Source organism: Sphingomonas sp. Leaf4, assembly GCF_920939515.1.
GTDB lineage: Bacteria > Pseudomonadota > Alphaproteobacteria > Sphingomonadales > Sphingomonadaceae > Sphingomonas.
Map to the genome: position 1 here is coordinate 393595 of NZ_CAKLBB010000001.1, position 26227 is coordinate 419821.

At 68.3% G+C, this 26227-nt stretch carries 28 protein-coding genes; 16 read left to right on the forward strand and 12 right to left on the reverse strand.

Annotated features, from left to right (window positions below; genetic code table 11):
• Window positions 1-187: 187 nt before the first annotated feature.
• Window positions 188-1309, forward strand: coding sequence for a flagellin N-terminal helical domain-containing protein (locus tag LRA89_RS01715; protein WP_055758150.1), 1122 nt, complete (start codon window positions 188-190; stop codon window positions 1307-1309).
• A gap of 1001 nt (window positions 1310-2310) precedes the next feature.
• Here LRA89_RS01715 and LRA89_RS01720 read toward each other — a convergent pair.
• From LRA89_RS01720 to LRA89_RS01755, 8 genes are all read right to left on the reverse strand, one after another.
• Window positions 2311-3039: a sigma-70 family RNA polymerase sigma factor gene (locus LRA89_RS01720; RefSeq protein WP_230635911.1), complete on the reverse strand. Its 729-nt coding sequence runs from the start codon at window positions 3037-3039 to the stop codon at window positions 2311-2313.
• Window positions 3036-5123 carry a flagellar biosynthesis protein FlhA gene (gene flhA / locus LRA89_RS01725; RefSeq protein ID WP_230768866.1) on the reverse strand — a complete coding sequence of 696 codons (2088 nt, stop codon included), beginning with the start codon at window positions 5121-5123 and terminating at the stop codon, window positions 3036-3038. Before flhA ends, LRA89_RS01720 begins: the two co-directional genes overlap by 4 nt.
• Window positions 5123-6001 carry a lytic transglycosylase domain-containing protein gene (locus LRA89_RS01730; RefSeq protein ID WP_230635913.1) on the reverse strand — a complete coding sequence of 293 codons (879 nt, stop codon included), beginning with the start codon at window positions 5999-6001 and terminating at the stop codon, window positions 5123-5125. The genes flhA and LRA89_RS01730 overlap by 1 nt, the downstream gene beginning before the upstream one ends.
• A gap of 199 nt (window positions 6002-6200) precedes the next feature.
• A complete protein-coding gene (locus tag LRA89_RS01735) occupies window positions 6201-6533 on the reverse strand; it encodes a hypothetical protein (RefSeq protein ID WP_055758158.1) in 333 nt (110 codons plus the stop codon).
• On the reverse strand, window positions 6520-6819 hold the full coding sequence (flgM, locus tag LRA89_RS01740) for a flagellar biosynthesis anti-sigma factor FlgM (protein WP_082448124.1): 300 nt from the start codon (window positions 6817-6819) through the stop codon (window positions 6520-6522). Before flgM ends, LRA89_RS01735 begins: the two co-directional genes overlap by 14 nt.
• A gap of 97 nt (window positions 6820-6916) precedes the next feature.
• Window positions 6917-7450: a flagella basal body P-ring formation protein FlgA gene (locus LRA89_RS01745; protein ID WP_230635915.1), complete on the reverse strand. Its 534-nt coding sequence runs from the start codon at window positions 7448-7450 to the stop codon at window positions 6917-6919.
• Entirely contained in the window at window positions 7447-7989 is a 543-nt protein-coding gene (locus LRA89_RS01750; protein ID WP_056498864.1) for an OmpA family protein, read from the reverse strand. The genes LRA89_RS01745 and LRA89_RS01750 overlap by 4 nt, the downstream gene beginning before the upstream one ends.
• Window positions 7986-8636, reverse strand: a complete 651-nt coding sequence (locus tag LRA89_RS01755; RefSeq protein WP_055758171.1) for a motility protein A — start codon at window positions 8634-8636, stop codon at window positions 7986-7988. The genes LRA89_RS01750 and LRA89_RS01755 overlap by 4 nt, the downstream gene beginning before the upstream one ends.
• 417 nt (window positions 8637-9053) lie before the next feature.
• Here LRA89_RS01755 and flgB point away from each other — a divergent pair, with 417 nt between their 5' ends.
• From flgB to LRA89_RS01820, 13 genes are all read left to right on the forward strand, one after another.
• Complete coding sequence (gene flgB, locus LRA89_RS01760) at window positions 9054-9404, forward strand: flagellar basal body rod protein FlgB (RefSeq protein WP_055758174.1); 351 nt, start codon at window positions 9054-9056, stop codon at window positions 9402-9404.
• 3 nt (window positions 9405-9407) lie between these two features.
• Window positions 9408-9815, forward strand: coding sequence for a flagellar basal body rod protein FlgC (flgC, locus tag LRA89_RS01765; protein ID WP_230635917.1), 408 nt, complete (start codon window positions 9408-9410; stop codon window positions 9813-9815).
• A 5-nt stretch (window positions 9816-9820) separates the two neighbouring features.
• Window positions 9821-10498, forward strand: a complete 678-nt coding sequence (locus LRA89_RS01770; RefSeq protein WP_230635919.1) for a flagellar hook assembly protein FlgD — start codon at window positions 9821-9823, stop codon at window positions 10496-10498.
• Between the two features lie 28 nt (window positions 10499-10526).
• Window positions 10527-11804 carry a flagellar hook protein FlgE gene (locus tag LRA89_RS01775; protein WP_230635921.1) on the forward strand — a complete coding sequence of 426 codons (1278 nt, stop codon included), beginning with the start codon at window positions 10527-10529 and terminating at the stop codon, window positions 11802-11804.
• 54 nt (window positions 11805-11858) lie between these two features.
• Window positions 11859-12611, forward strand: coding sequence for a flagellar basal body rod protein FlgF (locus tag LRA89_RS01780; protein ID WP_230635923.1), 753 nt, complete (start codon window positions 11859-11861; stop codon window positions 12609-12611).
• Window positions 12612-12623: 12 nt separating this feature from the next.
• Window positions 12624-13412: a flagellar basal-body rod protein FlgG gene (gene flgG / locus LRA89_RS01785; protein ID WP_055758190.1), complete on the forward strand. Its 789-nt coding sequence runs from the start codon at window positions 12624-12626 to the stop codon at window positions 13410-13412.
• Window positions 13393-14076 (forward strand): flagellar basal body L-ring protein FlgH, encoded by a 684-nt coding sequence (locus LRA89_RS01790; RefSeq protein WP_230635924.1) that lies wholly within the window; start codon window positions 13393-13395, stop codon window positions 14074-14076. The genes flgG and LRA89_RS01790 overlap by 20 nt, the downstream gene beginning before the upstream one ends.
• An 11-nt stretch (window positions 14077-14087) precedes the next feature.
• Window positions 14088-15179: a flagellar basal body P-ring protein FlgI gene (locus tag LRA89_RS01795; RefSeq protein WP_230635926.1), complete on the forward strand. Its 1092-nt coding sequence runs from the start codon at window positions 14088-14090 to the stop codon at window positions 15177-15179.
• Window positions 15176-15517, forward strand: coding sequence for a rod-binding protein (locus tag LRA89_RS01800; protein WP_329958501.1), 342 nt, complete (start codon window positions 15176-15178; stop codon window positions 15515-15517). Before LRA89_RS01795 ends, LRA89_RS01800 begins: the two co-directional genes overlap by 4 nt.
• On the forward strand, window positions 15514-16842 hold the full coding sequence (gene flgK / locus LRA89_RS01805) for a flagellar hook-associated protein FlgK (protein WP_230635928.1): 1329 nt from the start codon (window positions 15514-15516) through the stop codon (window positions 16840-16842). Before LRA89_RS01800 ends, flgK begins: the two co-directional genes overlap by 4 nt.
• Before the next feature lie 8 nt (window positions 16843-16850).
• Window positions 16851-17750: a flagellin N-terminal helical domain-containing protein gene (locus LRA89_RS01810; RefSeq protein ID WP_055758206.1), complete on the forward strand. Its 900-nt coding sequence runs from the start codon at window positions 16851-16853 to the stop codon at window positions 17748-17750.
• A gap of 114 nt (window positions 17751-17864) precedes the next feature.
• Entirely contained in the window at window positions 17865-18728 is an 864-nt protein-coding gene (gene motA / locus LRA89_RS01815; RefSeq protein WP_055758208.1) for a flagellar motor stator protein MotA, read from the forward strand.
• A gap of 25 nt (window positions 18729-18753) precedes the next feature.
• Entirely contained in the window at window positions 18754-19665 is a 912-nt protein-coding gene (locus tag LRA89_RS01820) for a flagellar motor protein MotB (protein WP_056498900.1), read from the forward strand.
• A 149-nt stretch (window positions 19666-19814) separates the two neighbouring features.
• Here LRA89_RS01820 and LRA89_RS01825 read toward each other — a convergent pair whose 3' ends face one another.
• The 4 genes from LRA89_RS01825 to LRA89_RS01840 all read right to left on the reverse strand — a co-directional run bounded on the left by LRA89_RS01825 (window position 19815) and on the right by LRA89_RS01840 (window position 23970).
• The gene (locus tag LRA89_RS01825) at window positions 19815-20528 is read right to left on the reverse strand and encodes a hypothetical protein (protein ID WP_230635930.1); all 714 of its coding nucleotides are present in this window, start codon (window positions 20526-20528) and stop codon (window positions 19815-19817) included.
• A 129-nt stretch (window positions 20529-20657) separates the two neighbouring features.
• Window positions 20658-21245 carry a methionine biosynthesis protein MetW gene (gene metW, locus LRA89_RS01830; protein WP_055758216.1) on the reverse strand — a complete coding sequence of 196 codons (588 nt, stop codon included), beginning with the start codon at window positions 21243-21245 and terminating at the stop codon, window positions 20658-20660.
• On the reverse strand, window positions 21242-22366 hold the full coding sequence (metX, locus tag LRA89_RS01835; RefSeq protein WP_230635932.1) for a homoserine O-acetyltransferase MetX: 1125 nt from the start codon (window positions 22364-22366) through the stop codon (window positions 21242-21244). The genes metW and metX overlap by 4 nt, the downstream gene beginning before the upstream one ends.
• 32 nt (window positions 22367-22398) lie before the next feature.
• Window positions 22399-23970, reverse strand: coding sequence for a flavin monoamine oxidase family protein (locus tag LRA89_RS01840; RefSeq protein WP_230635934.1), 1572 nt, complete (start codon window positions 23968-23970; stop codon window positions 22399-22401).
• A gap of 136 nt (window positions 23971-24106) precedes the next feature.
• Between LRA89_RS01840 and hisC the strand changes: the two genes are divergently transcribed.
• Together hisC and LRA89_RS01850 are read left to right on the forward strand one after the other, a co-directional pair.
• Entirely contained in the window at window positions 24107-25201 is a 1095-nt protein-coding gene (gene hisC / locus LRA89_RS01845) for a histidinol-phosphate transaminase (protein ID WP_056498911.1), read from the forward strand.
• Complete coding sequence (locus LRA89_RS01850) at window positions 25201-26109, forward strand: prephenate/arogenate dehydrogenase family protein (protein ID WP_056498912.1); 909 nt, start codon at window positions 25201-25203, stop codon at window positions 26107-26109. Before hisC ends, LRA89_RS01850 begins: the two co-directional genes overlap by 1 nt.
• The last annotated feature ends 118 nt before the right edge of the window (window positions 26110-26227 follow it).

Sequence of the window (26227 nt, forward strand, 5' to 3'; positions counted from 1 at the left end):
TAAAATGACTCCCGATTCGGCTCTGTACTCCGCGTACGTACTCGCGCGCGCGCGAGCCGCCGGAAAAGCCCGCATTTTTTCGCTTAAATCCGCCGCCGGGCCGCCGTTACTCCCTGTGGCAGCTTCGTTCCCGAACGCTTTTCAGGGGGGATGCGGGGTCGCCGAAGACAGACTGGAGAACATTACCATGAGTGTTATCGGTACCAACATCGGCTCGCTGCGCGCCGCCAACGCCAACACCCAGGCGAACGAAGCGCTGAAGAGTTCCATGGAGCGCCTGTCGACCGGCAAGCGCATCAACTCGGCCAAGGACGACGCCGCCGGCATGGCGATCTCGTCGTCGATGACCTCGCAGATCCGCGGCATGAACCAGGCCGTCCGCAACGCCAACGACGGCATCTCGCTCGCGCAGACCGCCGACGGCGCGCTGAACGAAGTGTCGAACATGCTGCAGCGCGTTCGCGAACTGGGCGTGCAGGCCAAGTCGGGCACCTACAGCACCGACGACCGCGCCACGATCCAGACCGAAGTCTCGGCGCTGACCGCACAGATCAACGACGTGCTCGACCGCACCGAATTCAACGGCGTGAAGCTGTTCGACAAGACCGGCCAGGACGCCAACAGCAAGTCGCTGACGATCCAGGTCGGCGCGACCTCGGACAACACGGTCGACATCAAGATCAAGTCGCTCGACGCCACGAAGCTGACCGCCGACGGCCTGAACGTCGCCGGTTCGACCGTGACCGCCACGGCGCTCAAGACCGCCAAGACCGAGCAGGTTTCGGCGCAGACCAACTACGACGCCAGCCTGCAGTCGCTGAACGATGCCAAGGCATCGCTCGCCATCTCGACCGCCAAGGGCACCAACACCGCCGCACAGCAGACCGCTGTCGACGACGCGCAGAAGGTCGTCGACGGCGATCCCTCGGCGACCGACGCAGCGCTGAAGGCAGGCACCAAGGCGATGCTGGCATCGGCCAACATCGTGGTGTCGACCGCGCAGAAGTCGGCCGACGCATCGGCGGCGACCGCATCGGCGACCACGCTGACCAACGTCGACAATGCGCTCAAGGACGTGAACGGCCTGCGTGCATCGCTCGGCGCCACGCAGAACCGCCTCAGCTCGGCGGTCAACAACCTGACGCAGAACATGACGAACCTCACCGACGCGCGCAGCCGCATCGAGGACGCCGACTTCTCGACCGAAACGACGCAGCTCGCCAAGTCGCAGATTCTCGCCCAGGCCTCGACCGCGATGCTCAGCCAGGCGAACCAGTCGCAGCAGGGCGTGCTCAAGCTGCTCGGCTAAGCCCCACGCTGTCCGGTCCCGACGTCTCCCCCCTGCTCGACAGGCGGCGGGACCGGACCAAGGCTGCGAACCGCGAACCCCCGGTGGCCCACGCGCCCCCGGGGGTTTCGCGCGTGCGCTGTCCTACAGGGTGCGCATTATACTAGGCCGGGCGGATGCCGCTCCGCCGCCGCTCCGCACCGCGACCCGTGTTGCTCGTTCGCAGCCCGCGGGCGGCGAGCGTCGTATGGCGAACCGTCCGTACCCCCCACCATCGTCATTCCGGCGAAGGCCGGAATCCATATACGCCGACGCTGCGGTTCCTGACCGGGAGTGGTTCCGACGGACTCGATGTCCCGCCACGGGCAAAGCCCGTGTCGTCGGACGGCGCTGTCAGCGCCGCCGGCCGGCCGCGCCTCGTGCGGCTCGGCGTAGCTGCGCTACGCCTTGCCCGGCGCGTCGTTAGTGTAAACTTTGTCAACTTTGGGGGGAATTGGGTGGCACTGCGGACGCGACATTCCGCTCCGTATCGTCACCCCGAACTTGTTCCGGGGTCCACGGTTCGGCAATCGGTGTCGCCCGAGCCTTGTGCGGTAGCGTGTGTGGCTAGGTGGACCCCGGAACAAGTCCGGGGGTGACGAAGCGGATAGCGCGTTCGATCCGAAATGCCGGTTGGTGCGCTGCGGAGCGCCGAATGTCGATCGGACGCGGGCGACCGAGGGCGAACCGCCCGTACCACCCACCATCGTCATTCCGGCGAAGGCCGGAATCCATACACGCTGACGTCGCGGCTCCTGCCCGGCAGTGGTTCAGTTCCTCCCCTCCCTGGAAGGGAGGGGGCGGGGGTGGGTCGGCCGGTTGTGGAGCGCAACCTTCCTACTGGGAAGCAAGATTGTCGGCGTTCCACTCGAAGGTCGATCGGACCCATGGCCCGCCACGGGCAAAGCCCATGTCGTCGGACGGCGCCTACAGCGCCGCCGGCCGTGCGCGCCTCGGGCGGTTCGGCGTAGCTGCGCTACGCGTCACCCGGCGCGCAACGCCTTCTTCAACCTATCATGCGCACTCTTCTTGATCTGGCACACCCGCGCCGCGCCGACGCCCAGCACCTGCCCGATCTCCTCGAGGTTCAACTCCTCGACGTAATAAAGCTGCACCACCTGCGCCTCGCGCTCGGGCAAGGCCGAGATCGCCGCGATCAGCCGGGTGCGCAACTCGCCCTCGGCCAGCGCCTCGAACGCATCGGGGCCTTCGTCCATGAACCACGGCCCTTCGTCGGTATAGACGTCGTCGATCGAATCGAAATGCAGCGACTGGATGTCGGCATAGTCCTGCCGGAGCTTGGCCAGCGGCACGCCCAGCCGCGTCGCGATCTCGGCCGGCACCGGTGCCCGGCCCAGTTCGGTGGTGAGGCCCGTCACCGCTTTTTGATACTGCCGCCGGCGCTGCATCGCGCCCCGGCTGATCGTCGCCTGCCGGCGCAGCTCGTCGATCATCGCCCCGCGCAGCCGCGTGGACAGATATTGCTCGAACGTTACCTGGCCGCGGTCCTCGAACATCGGCACCGCCTCGACCAGCGCGACGAGGCCGATCTGCACGAGGTCCTCGACGTCGACCATGCTGCTCATATGGCCATGGACGTGCCACGCGATCCGGCGGACCAGCGGCAGATGACGGCGGACGATCGCGTCGGTATCGCCGCTCGCCCGCTGGGTGCGGGTATAGAGGGCGGGTGCGGGCTGAAGCTGCGTCATGCGGCGAGTGCCTCCGGTGCGCCGATCACGGCGACGACTTCGACGGCCTTGTCCTCGGGAACCTCGAAGAAGCTCATCACCGGGGTATCGGGCAGGCAGGTCTTGACGAGTTTGCGGATCGCTAGCCGGATCGACGGCTGCACGACCAGCGCGAACGGCTTGGCCTCGGCCATCAGCGGCTGCGCGGCATGGGTCAGCGCGTCGACGATGCGCCGGCCGAGATCGGGCTCGATCGCATGGCGGCGCGACGGATCGGCGCGCATCGCCTGTCCCAGCAGCGCCTCCAGATGCCCGTCGAGCGTCATCACCCGCAGCGGCTCGCGCACGCTGCACAGCTTCTGGATGATGAGCGCGCCCAGTTGCGGCCGGATCAGCTCGACGATCTCGTCGGCATCCTGCGTCCGCTGCGCGACGACCGCGATCGCCGAGGCGATCCGGCGGAACTCCTTGAGCGGGATGTTCTCCGCCAAGAGCGCGCGCAGCACCTGTGTCAGCGTGGTCAGCGTCAGCGGCTGCGGGCAGATCGCGGCGACGAGGCTGGCGGCGCGCTCCTTCAACCCGTCGAGCAACGACTGTGCCTCGTCCGGCCCCAGCAGGTCGGCGGCGTTGGTCGTCAGGATATGATTGAGGTGGGTGGCGATCACCGTGCTCGGATCGACCACGAGGTATCCGGCACCGGTCGCCGCATCGGCGTCACCCGGCTGGATCCACACCGCGTCCAATCCGAAGGTCGGGTCCTTGGCGAGCTTGCCGTCGAGCATGCCGACCGCCTGTCCGGTATCGAGCGCCAGCATCTCGGTCGCCGACGCCACGTCCTCGCCCACCACGACGCCGCCGATGATGATGCGATAGGTATAGGGGGCGAGGTTGATGTCGTCGCGCACCCGCACCTGCGGCACCACGAAGCCCAGATCCTTGGACAATTGCCGGCGCACCCCGGTGATCCGCCCCATCAGCGGCGCGCCCTTGCGCTCGTCGACCAGCGGGACAAGGCCATAGCCGACGTCGAGCATGATGTTGCAGGTGTCGGCCACTTCGTCCCAGCCGATCCGCGACAGGTCGACCGCTTCGGGCACCGGCGGCGGGGGCGGGGGGGTGGCCTTGGCGCGGCTCAATCGCCACGAGCCATAGCCGGCGATGCCGGCGGCGGGGGCGAGGACGAGGAACGGCATCCCCGGCAGCATCGCCAGCAGCCCGAGGATGCCGGCGACCGGCGCCCAAGTGCGGTGGGAGGCGAACTGCGTGGCGATCTGTCCGGCCAGATCCTGGTCGGAGGTGGAGGCGACGCGGGTGACGATCGCGGCGGCGGCGATCGACAGCAGCAGCGAGGGCACCTGCGCGACCAGCGCGTCGCCGATCGCCAGCAGCACATAGGTCTGCGCTGCCTGACCCACCGCCATCTGGTGGCTGACCACGCCGAGGATGAGGCCGCCGACGATATTGATCGCGAGGATCAGCAGCCCGGCGACCGCGTCGCCCTTCACGAACTTCGACGAACCGTCCATCGCGCCGTAGAAATCGGCTTCGGCCCCGGTCTCGATCCGCTTGGCGCGGGCTTCGTCGGGGGTGATGAGCCCCGCGTTCAGATCGGCGTCGATCGCCATCTGCTTGCCCGGCAGCGCGTCGAGGGTGAAGCGCGCCGACACTTCGGACACGCGCCCCGCGCCCTTGGTCACGACGATCATGTTGATGATGATGAGGATCGAGAAGACGAACAGCCCGACGACATAGTCGCCACCGATCAGGAACGATCCGAACGCCTCGATCACATGGCCCGCCGCCGCCTCGCCCTCATGCCCGTGGACCAGCACCACGCGGGTCGACGCGACGTTGAGGCCGAGGCGGAACAGCGTGGCGAACAGCAGCACCGTCGGGAAGGCGGAGAAGTCGAGCGGCTTCTGCGCGTTGAGCGCGACCATCAGGACCGCGATCGAGATCATGATGTTCATCACGAAGAAGATGTCGAGCATGAACGCCGGGATCGGCACGACCATCAGCAGCACTAGCAGCAGGATCGCGCCGGGCAGCGCCGATCCGCGCAGCATCGGCAGCAGCAGGCGGGGGTTGCTCAGCACCGCCTGCATCATGACACTCCCAGATTGGCGAGGATCGAATAGGCCAGCCGCGCCGAATCGGGCGTCGGGCGATAGAGCGAGGCGACGGAGAGCGGCACGTTCATCGTGCTGCGCTTGCCGCGCACGACGTTCAGGTTGGCGAGCGTCGTCGCCAGCCACGCATCGTCATTGCCCTGCGCCTCGTTGCCCAGCACGACCTCGCCGTCGAAGCCGTTCAACTGCACCGCGCGCTGCATCATCCCCGATGCGTTGCCCGAACCGCCGCCCGCCACCGTCCCGCGATCGAGCTTGGCGGCGAAGCGCTGGTAGATGTCGGTCAGCGAGCGCGGCTGCCCGCCCTCGCCGAAGAAGATCGAGCGGTTCGCGCGAGCCGCCGCTGGAAACATCGCCGCGCCCGACCGGCCGGGATTGTCTGCCATGGCGGCAAGGAATTGCCGTGCGCCGCCCAGCCCGAGGAAATGCGCCATATACAGGTCGGTGCCGCTCGCCTCGCGCCCGAACGTGCCTTCCAACGCGGCCTTGTTGTCGGCGGCATGTTCGGCGGCCATCAGCGAGGCGGCCTGCGGATCGTTGCGAAGGCCGAGGATCGCCTGTCGCGTCGCGCCATCGGCGACGTAATAGCGTCCCGAGCTGCTGCGCTGGATACTGTCCGCCGCCCAGCCGAGGCCATGTTCGGCGCCATGCGCTTTCACCACGCCCAGCCAGCTCTGTTCGACGAACTGGTACAGGCCGGTCGCCGACGACGTGCCCGCCCGCGCATCGGCGCGCAGGCCGCTTTCGACCTGCGCCTGCCCCAGCAGATAATGGAAGTCCACGCCGGTCCGCGCGCTCGCGCTGGCGATGGCGTTCTGGACGGATGCTCGGTTGTGTAGCGGAACGACGCTCATCGGCTCGACTTTGCTTCCCCTGTTCGGGGATACGCAGAGCAAGGGGCGTGCCAGTTCCAACGGTTGTCGGGATTAAACCGCTCCCCTCCCTGACAAGGGAGGGGCTGGGGGTGGGTAGGCTCGGGGCGGATGCTGTCGTTCCCTCGCAGGCCGACCCACCCCCGACCCCTCCCTTGTCAGGGAGGGGCGTACTATAGTCCTACCCCACCAGCGCCATGCGCGGGCTGCGGGCGGCAGCCGTTGGCCGGTAGGACGGCAACGCCCCGCCGCCCAGTTGCTCGATCCGGCGGCGGACGTTGGCGGCCATCAGGTTGACGTAGATGCGCGCGGTCTCGTTCAGCCGCTTCGCCTCGCCGGTCAGCATGCGCAGCTCGTCGTCCATCGGCGTATCGTCGTTGGCGGCCACCGCCTCGACGCTGGCCAGCTTGGTCGCGGTGGCGGTGGTGAGCGCGGTCATGTCGTTGGCCTGCAATGCCGCGATCTCGGCATGCAGGCTGTCGATGACGCGGATCAGGGCTTCACGACGGTTCACGGCTGATCCAATCGAATTTGAGAGCGATGAGATTGTCGGCGATGGTCGCGGGCGAGATCGGGAAGCGGCCTTCCTCGATCGCGCGACGGATCATCGCCACCCGGTCGACATCGACCGGGGGTGACTGGGCGAGCGACGCGGCGGTCTTCGCGACCGCGCTCGTCTTGTCGACGGGGGCGGTGGTATCGACGCTCGCGACGGGCGCGGTCGGCGACGGGGCTTGCACCCGCGTGACGCCACGCGGGCCTGTCGTTACTATCGGGCGATTGCCGATCGGGTCTACCATGTCCCTCGTCCTTGTACGAACTGCTGACACAGAGGGTAACGGCCGATCGGCAAAGTCCTTTAGGAAAAATTACCGGCATTTTTTCGAAGGGCAATATTTAGCCGGCAAAGCCCGGCAGCGCGGCCCGCCCCGCCTCGATCGCGACCGCCTGAATCGGTGGTTTGGCGGGGTCGACCTTGACCATCAACCGTCCCCCGGCGGGCGCGTCGCCCATCGCCACCCCGTCGCGGGTGATCGAAAAGCCGCGCGCGCCGGCCTCGACCATGATCGGGTCGCCGCGCCGGATCACCGGTTCGGCCTTCACCGGCGCGGCGGCGATCACCGCTGCTGCCGGTGCGCTCGGCGCCACCGGCACCGCGCGGCGCACCGGTACATAGATTTTCCACGCCGGGGCCATGCAGCTCACCACCACCGCGTCCTTGCGATCGGACAGCCACCCGAACTGCGGCATCGCGCAGCGCGCCAGTTTCAGGCGCGGATCGACCGGCATCTGCGCGCCGCCTACCTGACCCACGCCCACGCCGGTGAACTGCGCGACCGCCGCATCGAGTTGCGCGGTCGGCTGGAACCCCTGCGCGATCGCGGGCAGCGCCAGCGCGAGCAGCGGGATGCCAAGGAACGGGCGGATCATCGGGTCACTCCTGTGGATGGCCGGCAACCGGCATCTGCCGGGCGGCAAGCGCTTGCCGGGTCGCCGGCAAAGCCCAGATCGATACGGACGCCGCGTCCGCCGGTGGCGGGGGCGGCAAGGACGATTTGTGCGGGGCGGACCGCCCCTTGCGCGACGAGCACGGCGGCGAGCGCGCGGGCGCGGTCGCTGGCGAGGATCGCGGCGCTGCCGGTTGCGGGATCGCTGTCGCCGTCGCTCGACCCCGTCAGCGTCACCGCGATGCGCGGGTCGCGCGCGGCATCGCGCACCTCGGCGACCAGCCGGGCGTGATCCGGCGGCAACACCGCCGATCCTACCGCGAAGCCGGGCAGGGCGAGGCCGGCGACGGTCATCGGCGGCGCATCGAACGCGGCGCGGATGCCCTCGGCCAGCGCCGGGCGATCGGTCCCCTGCGTCGCCTGCAGAAAGACGAAGAAGCCGACGAGCAGCAGCGACAGATCGGCCAGCGTCGTCAGCCACAGCGGCCGCCCCGGCGCGGTATCGAACCGGGCGAGCATCATTCCGCCGCCTCGCGAAACTGCGGTCGTTCGCGGCGGGCCAGCGCGACCAGCGGCGTTTCCAGCCGGCTGCGCTCGAACGCCTCGGCACGCGCGCGGGCGCGCAGTCGCCCGGCGACCGGCATGCCGACCAGCGCGGCGATCACCGCGCCATACAGGGTGGCGAGCAGCGCCATCGCCATCGCCTGTCCGATCGTCGCCGGGTCAGTCATCGCCATGAACATCCTGACCAGCCCGACCAGCGTCGCGACCATGCCGAACGCGGGGGCAAGTTCGGCGACCGCGCCCCACATCTCGGCAGCGGCGAGATGGCGTTCGGCGCGCGCGGCGACACGGTGGCGGACCAGCGCCTCGACCTGGCCCGGCCCGGCGCCATCGACGATCGCGGCGATCGCGGCGGCGGTATCGGGATCGGCGATCCGCGACTTGTCGAGCGCCATCACCCCATGCCGCTTGGCGATCCGCCCCAGCGCGTCGATTTGCTCCAGCACCGGTTCGGCGAGGAACGGCGCGCGCCCGATCGCGCCGACCGCGCGCAGCGCGCGGGCGACGACCGCGACCGGCGTGCGGATCAGGATCGCCAGCGTCGTCCCGCCGACGACGAACGCGGCGGCAAGAGGATCGGCGAAGGGGGCAAGGGCGGCAAGCATCGCGTTCGCTCCTGCAAGCACGATGCCAAGTTCAGGGCCGGCAAGCGATTGCCGGGCGGCATGCCGCCTTGCCGGTCGTGGCACCCGTCATTCCGGCGAAGGCCGGAATCCACGGATACGAAGCGACGCGCTTCCTTCGATGCCGCCCGTGACCATGGATTCCGGCCTGCGCCGGAATGACGGCTTTTGATGCGGGCCGTGCCCTCCTTCTTTTCGTCTTTCCCGCGAAGGCGGGAATCCATATACGCCGACGTTGCCCCTCATGCTGCGACCGTAGCGGCTATGGATTCCCGCCTTCGCGGGAATGACGAGGGGGTACGCTGCAACACTCGCCCGGCTCACACCCCGAAACTGGCACGCCCCTTGCTGATCCATGCCCGACGCGCAGCGAGCGTGCCGGTTGGGGAACAAGGGTCGATGGCCGAAAACAGTCTGTTCGGGGTACATGGTGCCGCGCTCGAAGTGCGCGGACAGCGCATGGGCGTGCTGGCGTCGAACATCGCCAATGCCTCGACCCCCGGCTTCAAGGCGAAGGACATCGATTTTCGCGCCGCGCTGTCGGGCGTCGAGATGGGCGGCGACGCCGATGCGACGATCGGGCGCAACACGCTCTATCGCCTGCCGCTTCAGGCATCGCTCGACGGCAATACCGTCGAACTCGCGACCGAACAGACCGCCTTCGCCGAAAACGCGGTGGCGTATCAGACGACGCTCTCGTTCCTGAACGGCCGCATCTCGACGATCACCCGCGCGCTGAAGGGAGAATAGGCGATGCCCGGTCCCATGAATCTGTTCCAGGTCGCCGGGCGCGCGATGTCGGCGCAGCTCGTCCGCATGAACACCACCGCCTCCAACCTCGCCAACGCCGGCGCGGTATCGTCGACCGAAGGCGGCGCGTTCCGCACGATGAAGCCGGTGTTCCGCACCAGCTTCGATCGCGCGACGGGACTTGCGACGGTCGATGTCGAGAAGGTCGTGACCGCCGGCGAGAACCCGACGAAGCGCTACGATCCGGGCAACCCGATGGCCGATGCCAGTGGCAACGTCTGGGAAAGCGCGGTCGATGAATCGCGCGAGCTGGTCGACATGATGGAGGCCGCCCGCACCTATCAGAACAACGTCGAGGTGATGTCGACCGCCAAGACGCTCATCACCGAAACCCTGAAGCTGGGACGCTGACCGCCATGAGCTATGAAACCACCGTCGCCGGTCTGGGCATCCAGCGCACCGGCACCGATGCGACCAGCACCGCCAAGCTCGGCCAGCGCTCGCTTGGGCAGGAGGATTTCCTCGCGCTGATGACCGCGCAGATGAAGAACCAGGACCCGTTCAAGCCGGTCGACAATACCCAGATGGTCGCGCAGATGGCGCAATTCTCGTCGCTGGCCGGCATCACCGAGATGTCGACCACGATGAAGGCGATCGCCGACAAGCTGGGCGCATCGACCCCGGCCGACGCGCTGTCATGGGTCGGCAAGACCGTGCTGACCGAAGGGGTCACCGCCTACCCCCGCAGCGACGGCGGCGTGACCGGCGCGGTCGAGCTGGACGGCGATGCGAGTGCCGTGGACCTGACCATCAAGGACGCGGCAGGCACTGTCGTGCGGCAGGTCGCGATGGGCGCGCAAGGGAAAGGCGCGGTCGGCTACGACTGGGACGGCACGACCGACAGCGGCGCGCCCGCCGGATCGGGTCCGTTCACCATCACCGCGAAAGCCACCGGCACCGACGGCAAGGCCGTGGCCGCGCGCAATCTCGTCTGGGCGCCGGTCACCTCGGTCACGCTGACCGATGGCCAGCCCGTCCTCAACGTCACCGGGGTCGGCCATATCGCCCCGTCCGCCATCCGCCAGGCCGCCTGAGCCAGCCCTTTCTCCACAGGAGCATCCGATGTCCTTCTACACCTCGCTCTCCGGCCTGAAGTCGGCGCAGAACGACATGTCGTCGATCAGCCACAACCTCGCCAACGTCTCGACCACCGGCTTCAAGAAGAGCCGCGCCGAATTCGCCGATGTGATGGCGAGCAACTTCACCCGCTCGCCGACGCAGATGATCGGGCAGGGCAGCGTGATGAAGGCCAACCGCCAGCAGTTCGGCGAGGGGAATCTGGCCCAGTCGTCGGGCGCGCTCGATCTCGCCATCGCCGGCGATGGTTTCTTCGCGGTCAAGGGGGCGGGCAGCGGCGTCAACTATACCCGCAACGGATCGTTCCGGGTCGATGCCGAGCAGTTCGTGACCGACGCCGGTGGCAAGCGGTTGCAGGTCTATCCGGTCGACGGATCGGGCAACGTCATCGGCCAGACGATGGGCGCGCTGACCGATCTCAAGCTCGCCGAGACGTCGGGCACGGCGAAGGCGACCGGCGAGGTCCGGCTGAACGTCAATCTCGCTGCCAAGTCGACGCTGCCGACCAACACCCAGTTCGATCGCTTCGATGCCAGCAGCTATAATCAGGTGACGACCACCACCGTCTATGACGCGGGCGGCAATCCGATGACGATGACCAGCTATTTCCAGCGCGCGACCGCGCCGGTGGAAACCGCCGCGGGTGCCGCCGCCGACCTGTCGGGCACGTGGAACGTCCACAGCTTCATCGGCGACCAGCCGCTGAAAGCCGGCGAGAATACGTCGGTCCAGATGACGTTCGACGCGGCGGGTAAGTTGACCACGCCGACCGATGCGGTGACGTTCGGGGCGTTCATGCCGCCCAGCGGCGTGGCGCAGCAGCAATTCTCGCTCAACCTCGCCCAGTCGACCTCACTCGCCACGCCGTTCAAGGTCGCCACCCAGACGCAGGACGGCGTCGCGGTCGGCGAGTTGCAGAGCGTGGCGGTGGACGAGAAGGGGCTGGTCAAGGCCAGCTATTCGAACGGCGAGAGCAAGACGCTGGGGCAGGTGGCGATCGTCAACTTCGTCAACCCCGCCGCGCTGCGCCAGTTGGGCGACAGCACCTGGTCGGCGACCGGCGTGTCGGGCCAGCCGGTGGCGGGTGCCTCGGGCCAGAATGGCGCGGGCGACCTGAAATCGGGCATGATCGAGGGATCGAACGTCGACATCACCGAGGAACTGGTCGGGCTGATCGCGGCGCAGCGCAATTTCCAGGCGAACGCGAAGGCGCTCGATACCGCCGGGCAGATCACGGAATCGATCATCAACATCCGCACCTGATGAAATTGGCATGACCCTTGCTGCGAAGCAGGGGTCATTCGGAGGAAAGCATCGATGGACCGTCTGGTCTATACCGCATTGTCGGGGCTCAAGAGCCACCTCGCGTCGCAGGCGGCGATCGCGAACAATATCGCGAACGCCTCGACGGTCGGCTACCGCGCCGACCGCGTGAACTTCGAGCGGCTGGTGATGAAGGGCGGCAACAACGAGCTCGACTCGCGTGCGCCCGCCGCCGAGGAGGTGGTCGATATGGACCGCCGCGCCGGCGCGATCATGTCCACCGGCCGCAACCTCGACATCGCGGTCCAGTCGGATTCGTGGATCGGGGTGCAGGCGGCGGACGGTTCGGAGGCGTATACACGGCGTGGCGACCTTCAGGTGACGCTGGCCGGCACGCTGGAAACCGGCGATCACTTCCCGGTCATGGGTGCCGGCGGGCCGATCACCGTGCCGCCCTATCAGTCGATCGAGATCGCCGAGGACGGCCGCGTGCTGATCGTGCCGCAGGGGGCCGAGCGCGGCACCCCGCCGCAGGAAATCGGGCAGGTCAAGCTGGTCAGCGCGACCGGCAGCAAGACCGTCAAGGGCCTCGACAACCTGCTGCATGTCGAAGGGGGCGGTGCGCTGCCCGCCGACATGACGGCAAAGGTCCGCTCGGGCGCGCTCGAACAGTCGAATGTCAATCTGACACAGGCGCTGGTCGACATGATCGAGAACCAGCGCAGCTACGAGGTGCAGGCCAACCTGCTCAAGGAGGCGAAATCGATGGACGAGAGCGCCGCCAACCTCATGCGAATCCAGGCATAAAGGGAAACCACCATGGCAAATGCGGCAATGCACATCGCGCGCACCGGGCTGGATGCCCAGGACATGCGGATGCGCGTCATCTCGAACAACCTCGCCAACGTCAACACCACCGGCTTCAAGCGCGACCGCGCGGCGTTCGAGACGCTGTCGTATCAGGTCGTGACGGCGGCCGGATCGCAGTCGACGCAGGAATCGCGCTACGCGACCGGCCTCAACCTTGGCACCGGTGTCCGGGTGCAGGGTACCGCGCGGATCGATACGCAGGGCTCGCTCCAGACGACGGGCAACAGCCTCGACATGGCGATGGACGGCGACGGCTTCTTCCAGATCCAGTTGCCCAACGGCCAGCTGGGCTACACCCGCGCCGGCAATTTCTCGCGCAGCGCCGAAGGGCTGCTGGTGACGAGCGAGGGTTATCAGGTGATGCCCGGCATCACGATCCCCGAAGGCACCACCGCAGTCACGGTCGGCGGCGACGGCACGGTATCGGCCAAGGTCGCGAACCAGACCGAGGCGCAGCAGCTGGGCCAGGTCCAGATCGCGAACTTCGCCAATCCGGCGGGACTGCAGGCGACCGGCGACAATTACCTGATCGAGACGGCGGCATCGGGCGCGGTCGCGATGGGCATCGCCGGACAGGACGGTCGCGGCCAGATCCGGCAGGGGATGCTTGAGGGATCGAACGTCAACGTCGTCGAGGAACTCGTCGACATGATCGAGACGCAGCGCGCCTATGAGGTCAATTCCAAGATGATCTCGGCCACCGACGAAATGCTGAAATATGTCAACCAGAACATCTAGGGCGCTGGCCACCCTCGCGGTGTTCGCGCTGGCGGCAGGCCCGGCAACCGCGCGTCCGCTGTTCGGCAAGAAAGCGCCGCCCGAGGATTACAGCGCGACCTTGTCCGCGCCGCCGGCCCCGGTGCGCGTCGCCACCGGCGCGATCTTTCAGGCGGACGACGGCTATGCCGCGCTGTACGAGGGATGGCGCGCGCGGAAAGTCGGCGATCCGCTGACGATCGTGCTGGTCGAACGCACCACGGCGTCCAAGTCGGCGGCGTCGAAGCTGGACAGCGGCGGCGGCTTCGGCATTACCCCGCCGTCGGCGGGGCCGCTGTCGTTCGACCCGAACATCGCGCGCGCCTCGGGCACCCGCAATTTCAACGGCGGCGCACAGGCGGATCAGGCCAATGCCCTGTCGGGCGAAGTCTCGGTCACGGTCGCTGCGGTCTATCCCAACGGTACGATGCTGGTGCAGGGGCAGAAGCGGGTGACGCTCAATCGCGGTGACGAATTCGTCGCGATCAAGGGGATCGTGCGCACCGCCGACGTGGACGCGAACAACCGCGTTCCCTCTACCCGCGTCGCCGACGCCCGCATCGCCTACACCGGCAAGGGCGATGTCGCCCGTGCCAGCCGGCAGGGGTGGCTCAGCCGCTTCTTCCAGGTCGTCAGCCCTTTCTAGGACCCGCATCCATGCGCTTCCTGCTCGCCATCCTCGCGTTTCTTGTCGCCGCCGCGCCGGTCCATGCCGAACGGGTCAAGGACCTCGGCCGGTTCCAGGGCATCCGGTCGAACCAGCTGACCGGCTACGGCATCGTCGTCGGGCTGCCGGGGACGGGAGACGACAATCTCGAATATACCGTGCAGTCGGTGAAGGCGATCACGTCGCGCATGGGGCTGCAACTGCCGCCCGGGGCCAATCCCGGCCTCAAGAACGCGGCGGTGGTCATGATTACCGCCGAACTGCCCGCCTTTGCCAAGCCCGGCCAGCGGATCGACGTCACCGTCGCCTCGATGGGCAAGGCCAAGTCGCTTCGCGGCGGCGCGCTGGTCATGACCCCGCTGATGGGCGCGGACGGGCAGATCTATGCGATGGCACAGGGCAATCTCGCGGTCGGTGGCTTGGGCGCGGAAGGTGCCGATGGCTCGAAGATCGTCGTCAACATCCCCTCGGCCGGACGCATTCCCGATGGCGCGACCGTCGAGCGCACCGTCGACACCGGCTTCGCCACCGCGCCGACGCTGACCTTCAACCTGGCGCAGGCCGATTTCACCACCGCGCAGAATGTCGCGAGCGCGATCAACCGTCGCTTCGGCATGGGCACCGCCACCGCGATCGACGCGGTATCGGTCGCGATGCGCGCCGCGCCGGGGGCGACCACCCGGTCGATGCTGATGAGCGAGGTCGAGAACCTGCGGGTCGAGGCGGCGGAGACGGCGGCGCGCGTCATCGTCAATGCGCGCACCGGCACCGTCGTCATCAACTCGGCGGTGCGCGTGTCGCCCGCCGCCGTCACCCACGGCAAGCTGACCGTCCGCATCGACGAGGACCAGCGCATCAGCCAGCCCGCGCCGTTCAGCCAGGGCCAGACCGCGCTCGAACAGAAGAGCGGCGTGACGATCGAACAGGAGACGCGGCCGATGTTTCTGCTCGATCCCGGCCCCAAGCTGGCCGACGTGGTTAAGGCGATCAACGCGATCGGCGCATCGCCCGCCGACCTCGTCGCCATCCTCGAGGCGCTGAAGGAATCGGGCGCGCTCAAGGCCGAACTGGTGGTCCTGTGAGCATCATCGGGTCCACCACCGGCATCGACGCCGACACCAGCCGGCTGGGCGGCGAAAAGAACCTCAAGGCGGCGGGCGAACGCTTCGAGGCGGTCTTCACCGGCATGATGCTGAAATCGATGCGCAAGACCAAACTCGCCGAAACGTTGTTCGAGAGCAAGGCCGCCGACCAGTTCCGCGACATGTGGGACCAGAAGGTGGCCGAAAGCATGGCGGTGTCGACGCCGCTTGGCATCGGCAAGGCGATGACCGACTTTCTGATGAAGGGACAGGGCGCGAATAGCACTGAAGCCGCGCCGGCTTCTGCCGTTACTTCCGGAGAAGGGAAGAACGGATGAGCGACCTGATGTCGATCGGTGCGAGCGGGGTCAGGGCGCACCAGGCGGCGCTGACCACCACCTCCGACAATATCGCCAATGCCGCGACGCCGGGCTATGTCCGGCGCAGCACCACGCTGACGCAGGTCGGGGGCACCTCGGTCCGGCTGGGCGCGGGCATGGGCGTGGCGGTATCGGGCATCGCCCGCGCCGCCGACACGTTCCGTTCGGCACAGGTCCGCGCGGCGGGCAGCGATGTCGCGCGCACCGAAACCGGCATGGTCTGGCTCGACCGGATCGAAAGCGCGCTGGGTGGCCAGGCGCTCGACGAGCGGATGGGCGATTTCTTCAACGCCGGCACCGCGCTGGCCGCCGACCCCTCCGCCACCGCGCCGCGCGCGGCGATGCTGGAAGCGGCAAGCGGTGTTGCGCAGGCATTCTCCGGCACGGTCCGCGCGATCGACTCGGCCATCGCCGACCTCGACACCGCCGCCGCCGCCGATGCGGCCAAGCTCGGCGAATTGTCGAGCGGCCTTGCCAAGATCAACGAGGGCCTCGGCCGCGTCACCGACGGCAGCGCGGGGCAGGCGCAACTGCTTGACCAGCGCGACCGGCTGCTGGAGGAGATGAGCGGCCTTACCGACGTCACCACGACCTTCGATTCCGCCGGCCGCGCCAGCGTGCGCGGCGGCGGGGCCGATGGCGCGCTGCTGGTCCATGGGTCGGACGCGGCGAAGGTCGGCTATGCCCGCAACGCCGATGGCGCGGTCAGTTTCGTCAGCAGCCGCGCCGGGGTCGAATCGATCCTGACGCCGACCGGCGGCTCGCTCGCCGGCATCGCCGAGGGCGCGGCGCGGCTGGGCGAGGCGCGCGCGTCGATCACCACACTCGCCACCGAATTCGTGAACGGCGTGAACGACGTGCAGGGCAGGGGGCAGGATCTTGCCGGCAAGGGCGGCAATCCGATGTTCGCGCTGGAAACCGGCGGCACCGTCAAGGCGGAGCTGAGCGATCCCGCCGCCATCGCCGCCGCATCGCCGGGCAAGGGCACGCGCGACAATGGCAATCTGTCGAAACTCGCCGACCTGCGCTCGACCGCGAAGTTCGAGACGCGCACCGTCGCGCTACAGGCCGCCAACGGCTCGGCGCTCGCCGCGCGCAAGACGGTGGCGCAGGCGCAAGGGTCGATCAACGACTCGGCGGTCGCCGCGCGCGATGCCGCCTCGGGCGTCAACCTCGATGCCGAGGCGATCGACCTGATGCGCTTCCAACAGGCCTATCAGGCGTCGAGCCGCGTGATCCAGGTCGCGCGCGAGACGCTCGATACGCTGCTCCAGATCCGATAGGCGCTCCGATGCAGATTTCCACCGCAGGCTTCTACAACCGCGCCGCCGCCCGCATGGCCGACCTGTCGTCGACCACCGAACGGTTGCAGACCGAAATCGCGACCAAGAAGGTCAACATCGCCTCCGACGACGCGACAGGCTGGACCCGGTTGGGCGGCATCAAGCGCGACGACGCGGCGGATGGCGCGTACAAGGCCAATATCACGCTGGCACGCGGGCTGTTGTCGCAGACCGATACCGCGCTCGAACAGGTGAGCGACCGGCTGGTCCGCGTCCGCGAACTGGCGATCAGCGCCAACAGCGGCACGCTGAGCATGGACGGCCGCGCGGGCATCGCCACCGAACTGGAGGCGATCCGCGACGACATGCTTTCGGTCGCGAATAGCAAGGACGTGCGCGGTCAGCCGATCTTCGGCGGCACCGGCGATGCGGCGTTCACGAAGGGGACGGGCGGCGCGATCGGCTATGCCGGCACCGGCGACGTCGCGACGCTGCCGATCGGCGAGGGCGCGCAGGTACAGGTCGGTGCCGACGGCGGACGGGTGTTCGGCGGTGCCGCCGACGCGACCGACATCTTCGCGACCATCGCCACGCTGGTGGCCACGCTGCGCGATCCCGCCGCCGCCTTGCCCGCCGCCGCCGGCAAGGCGCTCGACGATCTGACGAAGGTCGAATCGCAGGTCACGACCGCGCGCGCCTCGGCCGGTGCCCGCGCCGCGCGGCTGGAGGTCGAATCGGCGCGACTCGACACCGTTGCGCTCGACCGCACCGAAGCGCGCGTCGCGATCGAGGCGACCGACCTGCCAAGCGCCATGGTCGAGCTGCAAAAGACGATGACGGTGCTGCAGGCGACCCAGGCCAGCGTGGCCAAACTGGCCGGCATGTCGTTGTTCGATTACCTGAAATAAGCGCGACCCACCCCGACTCGGGGCCTTGGTAACCATTTCTCGACCTTCATGGTGAATAACCGGGAAAGCATGATCGCGCGTTCGGCGATCCCATTCCAAAGGGGCTAGTGCCACATGTTTCCGGCCATCGGTTTCGTCGTGCTGATCGCGATGGTGTTCGGCGGGTTCGCCATCACCGGCGGTGCGCTCGGCCCCGTCATGCACGCACTGCCGCACGAGATGCTCATCATCGGCGGCGCGGCGGTCGGCGCGCTCATCATCGGCAATTCGGGTAAAGAGCTGAAGGCGATGGGCGGCGGCTTCATGAAGGTGATGAAGGGGCCGAAATACAAGAAGCAGGATTATCTCGACGCGATCTTCCTCGTCTCGAAACTGATGAAGATGCTGCGCGCCGAAGGGCCGATCGCGCTCGAACCGCATGTCGAGGATCCGAAGTCGTCGGCGATCTTCTCCGAATATCCCCGGCTGATGGCCGATCACACCTTGGTCAACCTGATCGCCGACACGCTGCGCCTCGTCGTCGTTTCGTCGGGCACGCTCGACGTGCATGCGGTCGAGGAGGTCATGGATAATTCGATCAAGACCCATCATCACGAGGTGCAGGGGCCGCAGGGCACGCTCCAGGGCCTGGCCGACGCGCTGCCCGCGCTCGGCATCGTCGCCGCCGTGCTCGGCGTGGTCAAGACGATGGGTTCGATCGACAAGCCGCCGTCGATTCTGGGCGGCATGATCGGCTCGGCGCTGGTCGGCACCTTCCTCGGCGTGTTGCTGGCCTATGGTATCGTGGGGCCGCTCGCCACGCGGTTGCAGCAGGTGATCGACGCCGACGCCGCGATCTATCACGTCGTCAAGCAGATCATCATCGCCTCGCTGCACGGCCATCCGCAGCCGCTGGTGATCGAAGCGGCGCGTTCGGGCATCGCCCATCACAACCAGCCCGGCTTTGCCGAGGTGTTCGACGGCCTGCGCGGACGGTGAGGATGATGACCAGGAGGATCCGCTGATGGCCGCCCGCGCTCCGCACGGCAACAACCAGCCGCCCAAGATCATCATCGTCAAGAAGATCATCGACGCCGGCCACGGCGGCCATCACGGCGGCGCGTGGAAGGTCGCCTATGCCGACTTCGTGACGGCGATGATGGCGTTCTTCCTGCTGATGTGGCTGCTCGGCGCGACCAACGAGAAGCAGCGCAAGGCGCTCGCCGATTATTTCGCGCCGACGCTGGTCGAACTGAAGCAGAACTCGGCCGGATCGAACGGCATCTTCGGTGGTGAATCGATCATCGACAAGGACAATTACCCGCACAAGGCGCAGCAGACCGGCACCCGGTCGATGACCATCCCGGTCGATGCAAGCGGCGGCGACCGCACCGGCGCGGGCGACAAGGGCGCGATGAAGAACCGCCAGCAACTGGCGGCAGAGGACAAGCAGGCGTTCGACAAGATCAAGCGCACGCTGTCGCGTCGGATGCAGAGCGACGTACGTCTTGCCAAGCTGGCCAAGAACGTCCGTATCGTGCCGACGCGCGACGGGGTGCGGATCGATCTGGTCGACAATGCCGATTATTCGATGTTCGCGCTGGGCACCACCGCGCTCGCCCCCGAAGCCGGGGAGCTGATGCGCCTGATCGCCGATACCGTGCGCGACCTGCCCAACACCATCATGATCCGCGGCCATACCGATGCCGTCGCCTATGGCCGGCCGCAGGACATGAACAACTGGATGCTGTCGTCGGGCCGGGCCGAGGCGACCCGCCGCCGGCTGGCGCTGGGCGGGGTCGGCGAACGCCGCTTCGAACGGATCGAGGGCGTCGCCGATCGCGAACCGATGATCGTCAAGGATCCCTACGATCCGCGCAACCGCCGCGTGGCGATCACCCTGTTGTATCAGGCGACGCGCGGCTTTGGCGGCTGATCCAGCCGGCGTTCGGGCGGGGCCGGTCGTGACGCCGCGACCGGCCCCGCGTCGCGCTGCGGCGAAGTAGCAGGACGCCGCCAACGCCAACGAGGAACGCCCGCGCTCATCGCGCGGGCGTTCGTTTTACCGCCAGTCTGTCCAGGAAATCAGCGCGCCGCCACGCGGTAGCTGCCGCCGGTCACTTCGGTCGAGGCGACCAGGATTTGCGGATCGACCGCCAGCTTCGGCCCTTGCCCCGCCTGCCACTGCGCGAGCGCGATGCGATAGGCGTCATAGGCGCGATAAAATTCGACGAACGGCTCGTCGAGCGAGCCGAGGCCCGGCGCGGCGAAGCCGTCGAGGCTGCCGGCGGGCAGGTCGGCGACCTGCGCCAGCATCGGCAGCGCGGTCGCGCAGAAGCGCGCCCGCACCGGCGGCTGGGCGAAATAATTATACACCCGCGTCATCGAATCGTCGAACCGGTCCTGCCAGTCGCCACCGCCGCGCCGGTATTCCGCCTCCAGCGCGCGGTGCGCGGCGGCGAAGCGGGCGGCGTGGACCTTCAGCAACCGGTTATACTGCGCGACGCCATTGGGATCGCCGATGTCGCACTGGAGCGCGGCGACGTTCAGCGCCGAGCGGAGATGCCACAGCGCGGCGTTGGTGGAGAGCGTGCGGTTGATCGTCGCATAGCCACCATCGGGGGTGGCGGCGGGAATGGCGAGGTTGGCGGCCGCCCCCAGCGGTGGCTTGGGCATCGGTTGTGGTGCGGCGGCCACCGGCGGCACCGGCGGCGGAGCGACCGCCTCGGGCGCCTTTCTGGCGCACCCGTTCAGCAGGACCCCGCCCGCGAGGAATAGCGTGAAAAGCCGTGTACGCATCGAACCGAATCCCGTTCTGCCCCGAACCCCGGACGGTGACGACTATCGGCATCAATGACTTAGGCTTGGTTAACGGCGGTGATTTGTACTCCACCACTGACAGGTGGGGGGAGCCACAAGGCGAACTGCTCAGCGCTTCAGCAGAAACACCGCATGTTCAGCGCGGAAGTTCGCCGCCGCCGCCGTGGTGCGCTTGCCGCCCGACAGGAACCAGGCGTCGACCACGGTGATGCCGCGCTTGCCGACGAAGGCGCGGAAATCGTCGATCGTCACATGATGGATGTTGGGCGTGTCATACCATTCGAGCGGCAACAGCTTCGTCACCGGCATCCGCCCGCCCCACAGCAGCGAGGCGCGTACCCGCCAGTGCGCGAAATTGGGGAAGGATACGAACGCCTGCCCGCCGATGCGCAGCAGATGGTCGAGCACGACATGCGGGCGCATCGCAGTCTGGAGCGTCTGGCTGAGGATCGCATAGTCGAAGCTGGCGTCGGGATAGTCGGCGAGGTCGCGATCGGCATCGCCCTGCATCACCGACAGCCCCTTGGCCATCGCATCGGCGACGTTGCGCGCGTCGATCTCCAGCCCGCGCGCATCGACGCCGCGCGTGTCGCGCAACGCCGCCATCAACTGCCCGTCGCCGCAGCCCACATCAAGCACGCGCGATCCCGGCGCGACATGGGCGGCGATAATCGCCAGATCAGGGCGAAGCGTCATGCCCGCGCCTCCAGAAAGCCGCGCATCACCCGGTCGAGATCGGGCGATTCGAGCAGGAACGCATCATGGCCGAACGGCGACGACAGCTCGACGAAGCTGGCGGGCGCACCGGCGGCGTTGAGCGCATGGACGATGCTGCGCGACTCCGCCGTCGGATAGAGCCAGTCGGTATCGTAGCTGACGATGCAGAACCGCGCTTTCGTCGCGCGAAAGGCGTTGGCGAGAATGCCGCCATGTTCCTCGGCCAGATCGAAATAGTCGAGCGCGCGGGTGATGTAGAGATAGGAATTGGCATCGAACCGGTCGGTGAAGGCAAGGCCCTGATGCCGCAGATAGCTTTCGACCTGAAAATCGGCGTCGAAGCCGAACGTCTTGGACCCCGCCTGTCCATCGGCGCGCGCCTGCAACTTGCGGCCGAACTTGGCGGTGAGACCGGCTTCGGACAGATAGGTGATGTGCGCCGCCATCCGCGCGACCGACAGGCCGGCCGATGGGGCCGCGCCGTCGTAATATTCGCCGCCGGCCCAGTTGGGATCGGCCATGATCGCCTGCCGCCCGACTTCGTGGAACGCGATGTTCTGCGCCGAATGCCGCGCGGTCGAGGCGATCACCACCACCGCCTCGACCCGGTCGGGCAGCGTCGCCCCCCATGACAGCGCCTGCATGCCGCCCATCGACCCGCCGACCACCGCGCGAAGGCGTTCGATGCCGAGATGGTCGAGCAACATGCCCTGCGCGCGCACCATGTCGCGGATGGTCAGCACCGGGAAGCGCATCGCATAGGGGCGGCCGGTCGCGGGATCGATGCTGGCGGGACCCGACGATCCCATGCAACTGCCCAGCACGTTCGAGCAGATGACGAACTGTTTATCCAGATCGATCGGCTTGCCCGGCCCAATCATCCGCGACCACCAGCCGGGCTTGCCGGTGCGCGGATGGGCGGAGGCGACATGATGGTCGCCGGTCAGCGCGTGGCAGATCAGCACCGCATTGTCGCGCGCCGGGTTCAGCGTGCCATAGGTTTCATAGGCGATGTCGATCCGGTCGAGCACCGCCCCGCCGTCGAGCGCGAGGGGGGTGTCGAGCGTGACGCGGCGATCGGGACCGAAGCGGGAATCCATGGGCTTGCCGCTACCGGTCCGCGCCGGCCGGTTCAAGCCGCGTCGGGGGCGATCCGCCGTCCGAGCAGGCTGGCGGCGGCAAGCCGTCCGGTCTGCGCCGCGCCGTTCATATAGCCGGGATAGGCATCGGACAGATGCTCGCCCGCGAACACGATCCGCCCCGCGCGCGCCACCTGAGTCGCGCGGCCGTCGGCTTCCTCCAGCCACAACAGTTTCGCGAAACGGGTCAGCATCCCCGGCGGATAATTGACATAGGCCCCGCCGATCAGCGGATCGGCGCTCCATCCGGTGCGATCGAAGCTCCAGTCGGCGCTGCGGTGCGCGTTCAGCGCCACGAGCGCGGGGGCGAACAGCGCGTCGAGCTGCCCCGGTGCGGGCGGCGCGCCATGGGCGGTGAAGCCCGCCGCCTGATCGCCGCCAAAGAACCAGTTCCACACCGGGCGTTCGGGTCCGCCGCGTACCGTCGCGTCCCACCCTTGCGCGGCGGCGGCGGCTGGATCGGCCGACCACAGCTCGCCACCCTCGCCGATCGCCGCGCGCCATGGCGTGCTCGCCATCGCCCATTGCAGCTTTTCGTTGCGGCCCAGTTGCATCGCGCCGAGGAACTGCCGCCACGGCGCGGGCAGCGGGGCGGCGATCTCGATCCGGCGGGCGACGTTGGCGGGAAGCGCCAGCACGACATGATCGCAGGCGATGCGCGACAGGTCGCGGAACACGATGCCCGCGCCCCGGCCATTCGCCTCGACCCGGATCGCCTCGCGCGCGGTAGCGATGCGATCGGCGTGGAGTGCGGCCAGCGCCTCGACAAGCGTCGAGCTGCCGCCCGACAGGACATAGCGTTCGTCGCTGCCGCCCAGCACCTCCACCCGGTCCCCGTCGACGACGGGCAGGTTGAACAGCAGTCCGATCGCCGACACCCGATCGGGCTCCGCGCCATATTCGGTGCGCGCGGTCTGTTCGAGCAGGCGGCGGACCCACGGGTCGGGCAGCAGCGCGGCGTGGAGATCGAAATAGGCGGCCATCGACAGCCGGTCGAGCCGGCGCGCGGTGCCCTCGAAATCGTCCGACAGCGCCTTGGCGTCGAGGTCGATCCGCCGCGCGATCGGGCGCAGCGCGCGCGCCAGCCGGGCGTCGGACACGCTATCGCCATTCTCGACGATGATCGTGCGATGGGCGGTGTCCTTGCGATCGATCAGCGCGATGCCGAAGCGGCGGGCGAGCGCGTGCATGTCGGCATGGTCGGTGTTGACCAACTGTCCGCCGCGCTCGAACGCGACGCCGTCGGGCAGGCGACGGGTATGGACCCGCCCGCCCAGCCGCGCCTTCGCCTCGTACAGCCACGCATCGACCCCGGCGGCGCGCAGATGGTGCAGCGCGGTCAGCCCGGCGAGGCCACCGCCCAGAATCGCGACGCGGCCGGGCGCGGTCGGCCGGGCGGCCAGCGGCGCGGCCATGCCGGCCAGTCCGGTCGCCGCCAGCCCTTGCAACAACGCGCGGCGGGTGGCGCTCCAACTCGCCGGGACAGGCGCGGGCGCACCTTCATCGATCAGGTTGGCACGCCGTGCCGCCTGCATCGCCCGCCAGATCGTGTCGCCCGCCCGCATTGCCGCCCCTGTTCCGCTTGTCCCGCGTTGCAGCGGCCATAGCAGGCGATGGTTAACGGGTCTTGGTGTTCTTGGTGTAGCGGTCCCGATCCCTCGATCTTGCGTTCATGGCCGGCTTGGCGCAGGGGGCGGGGCCATGAACGCTCCCGCTCCCAAGCCATGGATCCTCGACATCGCCCCCTATGTCCCCGGCCGGTCGAAGACCGACGACGGGCGGCAGGTGGCGAAACTCTCGTCGAACGAGAACCCGCTCGGCACCTCGCCGCACGCCCGCGCCGCCTTCGCGCAGGCCGACCGCAGCCTCGAGCGCTATCCCGATCCCGGTGCCGCCGATCTGCGCGCGGCGATCGCGCAGGCGCATGGGCTGGACCCGGCGCGGATCATCTATGGCACCGGATCGGACGAGGTGCTGCATCTGGCCGCCGGGGCCTATGCCGGGCACGGCGACGAGGTGATCTTCGTGCGCTACGGCTTCGCGGTCTATGAGATCGCGACGCGGCGCGTCGGCGCGACCCCGGTGGTGGCGCCGGACAAGGATCACGCGACCGACGTCGATGCGATCCTCGCCTGCGTGACCGACCGGACGCGCGTGGTGTTCGTCGCCAATCCGAACAATCCCACCGGCACCTATTCCCCCCGCGCGGAGATCGCGCGGCTGCACGCCGCCCTGCGCCCCGACATCCTGCTGGTGCTCGATCAGGCCTATGCCGAATATCTCGAGGATCACGAGGACGACCACGGCCTCGACCTCGCCCGGACGCAGGCGAACGTGCTGGTCACGCGGACCTTTTCCAAGATCCACGGTCTGGCCGCCGAGCGGATCGGCTGGGGCTATGGCTCGGCGGAGGCGATCGACGCGATGCACCGCATCCGCGCGCCGTTCAACGTGACGACCGCCGGACAGCAGGCGGCGATCGCGGCGGTGCGCGATACCAGCTTCGTCGAGGCCAGCCGCGCGCACAACCGCCAGTGGCGGACATGGTTCGAAGGTGAGATCGCCGCGCTGGGCAACGCGGGCCTGCGCGCCGTGCCATCAAAGGCCAATTTCGTGCTGGTGCTGTTCGATGGACCGGTCAGCGCGGGCGACGCCTATCAGGGGTTGATGGACAAGGGCTTCATCACCCGCTGGCTGCCCGGACAGGGCCTCGCCAACGGCCTGCGTATCTCGATCGGCACCGAGGCGGAGGTACGCGGCGTCGCCGCCGCGCTTCGCGAGATCGTGGGCGGCTGATGCTGCCGTTCGCGCGGGTCGCGATCCTCGGGCTGGGGCTGATCGGATCGTCGATCGCCCGCGCGGTCCGCGCCGACATGCCGGGCGTGCGGCTGACCGGGCATGACGCCTCGGCGGAAGCGCGCGAGACGGTGCGCGCGCTGGGCCTGCTCGACGATGTCAGCGACCATGCCGGCGCGGCGGTGATCGATGCCGATCTGGTGATCCTGTGCGTGCCGGTCGGCGCGATCGGCCCGGTCGCCGCCGAGATCGCGCCCGACCTGCCCCCCGGCGTCGTCGTCAGCGACGTCGGGTCGAGCAAGGCGGGCATCGCCGCCGCACTGGCGCAGGCCCTGCCCGGCGTCGCGATCGTTCCCGCGCATCCGGTGGCGGGGACGGAACGCAGCGGGCCGGAGGCGGGCTTCGCCACGCTGTTCAAGGGCCGCTGGTGCATTCTCACGCCTGCGGCCGACGCCGACCCGCTCGCGGTCGAGCGCGTCGCCGAATTCTGGCGCAGGATCGGGGCGGACATCGAAATGATGGACGCGCAGCACCATGATCTGGTGCTGGCGATCACCAGCCACCTGCCGCACCTGATCGCCTATACCATCGTCGGCACCGCCAGCGATCTGGAGGCGGTGACGCAGAGCGAGGTTATCAAATATTCGGCGGGCGGTTTCCGCGACTTCACCCGCATCGCCGCGTCCGACCCGACGATGTGGCGCGACGTGTTCCTCGCCAACAAGGACGCGGTGCTGACCATGCTCCAGCGCTTCTCCGAGGACCTGTCGGCGCTGCAACGCGCGATCCGCTGGGACAAGGGCGACGAACTGTTCGACCTGTTCAGCCGCACCCGCACCATCCGCCGCTCGATCGTCGAACAGGGGCAGGACGACGCCCGCGAGGACTTCGGACGGCGGCACGGGTAGGGGACGCTAGGGCCGATCGACCTTCCTTCGCGCGTCGTCACCCCGGACGTGTTCCGGGGTCCACTTGTCCCCGAACGCTGTCGATACAGCCTCAAGGCGCACCGATTGCCGAGCCGTG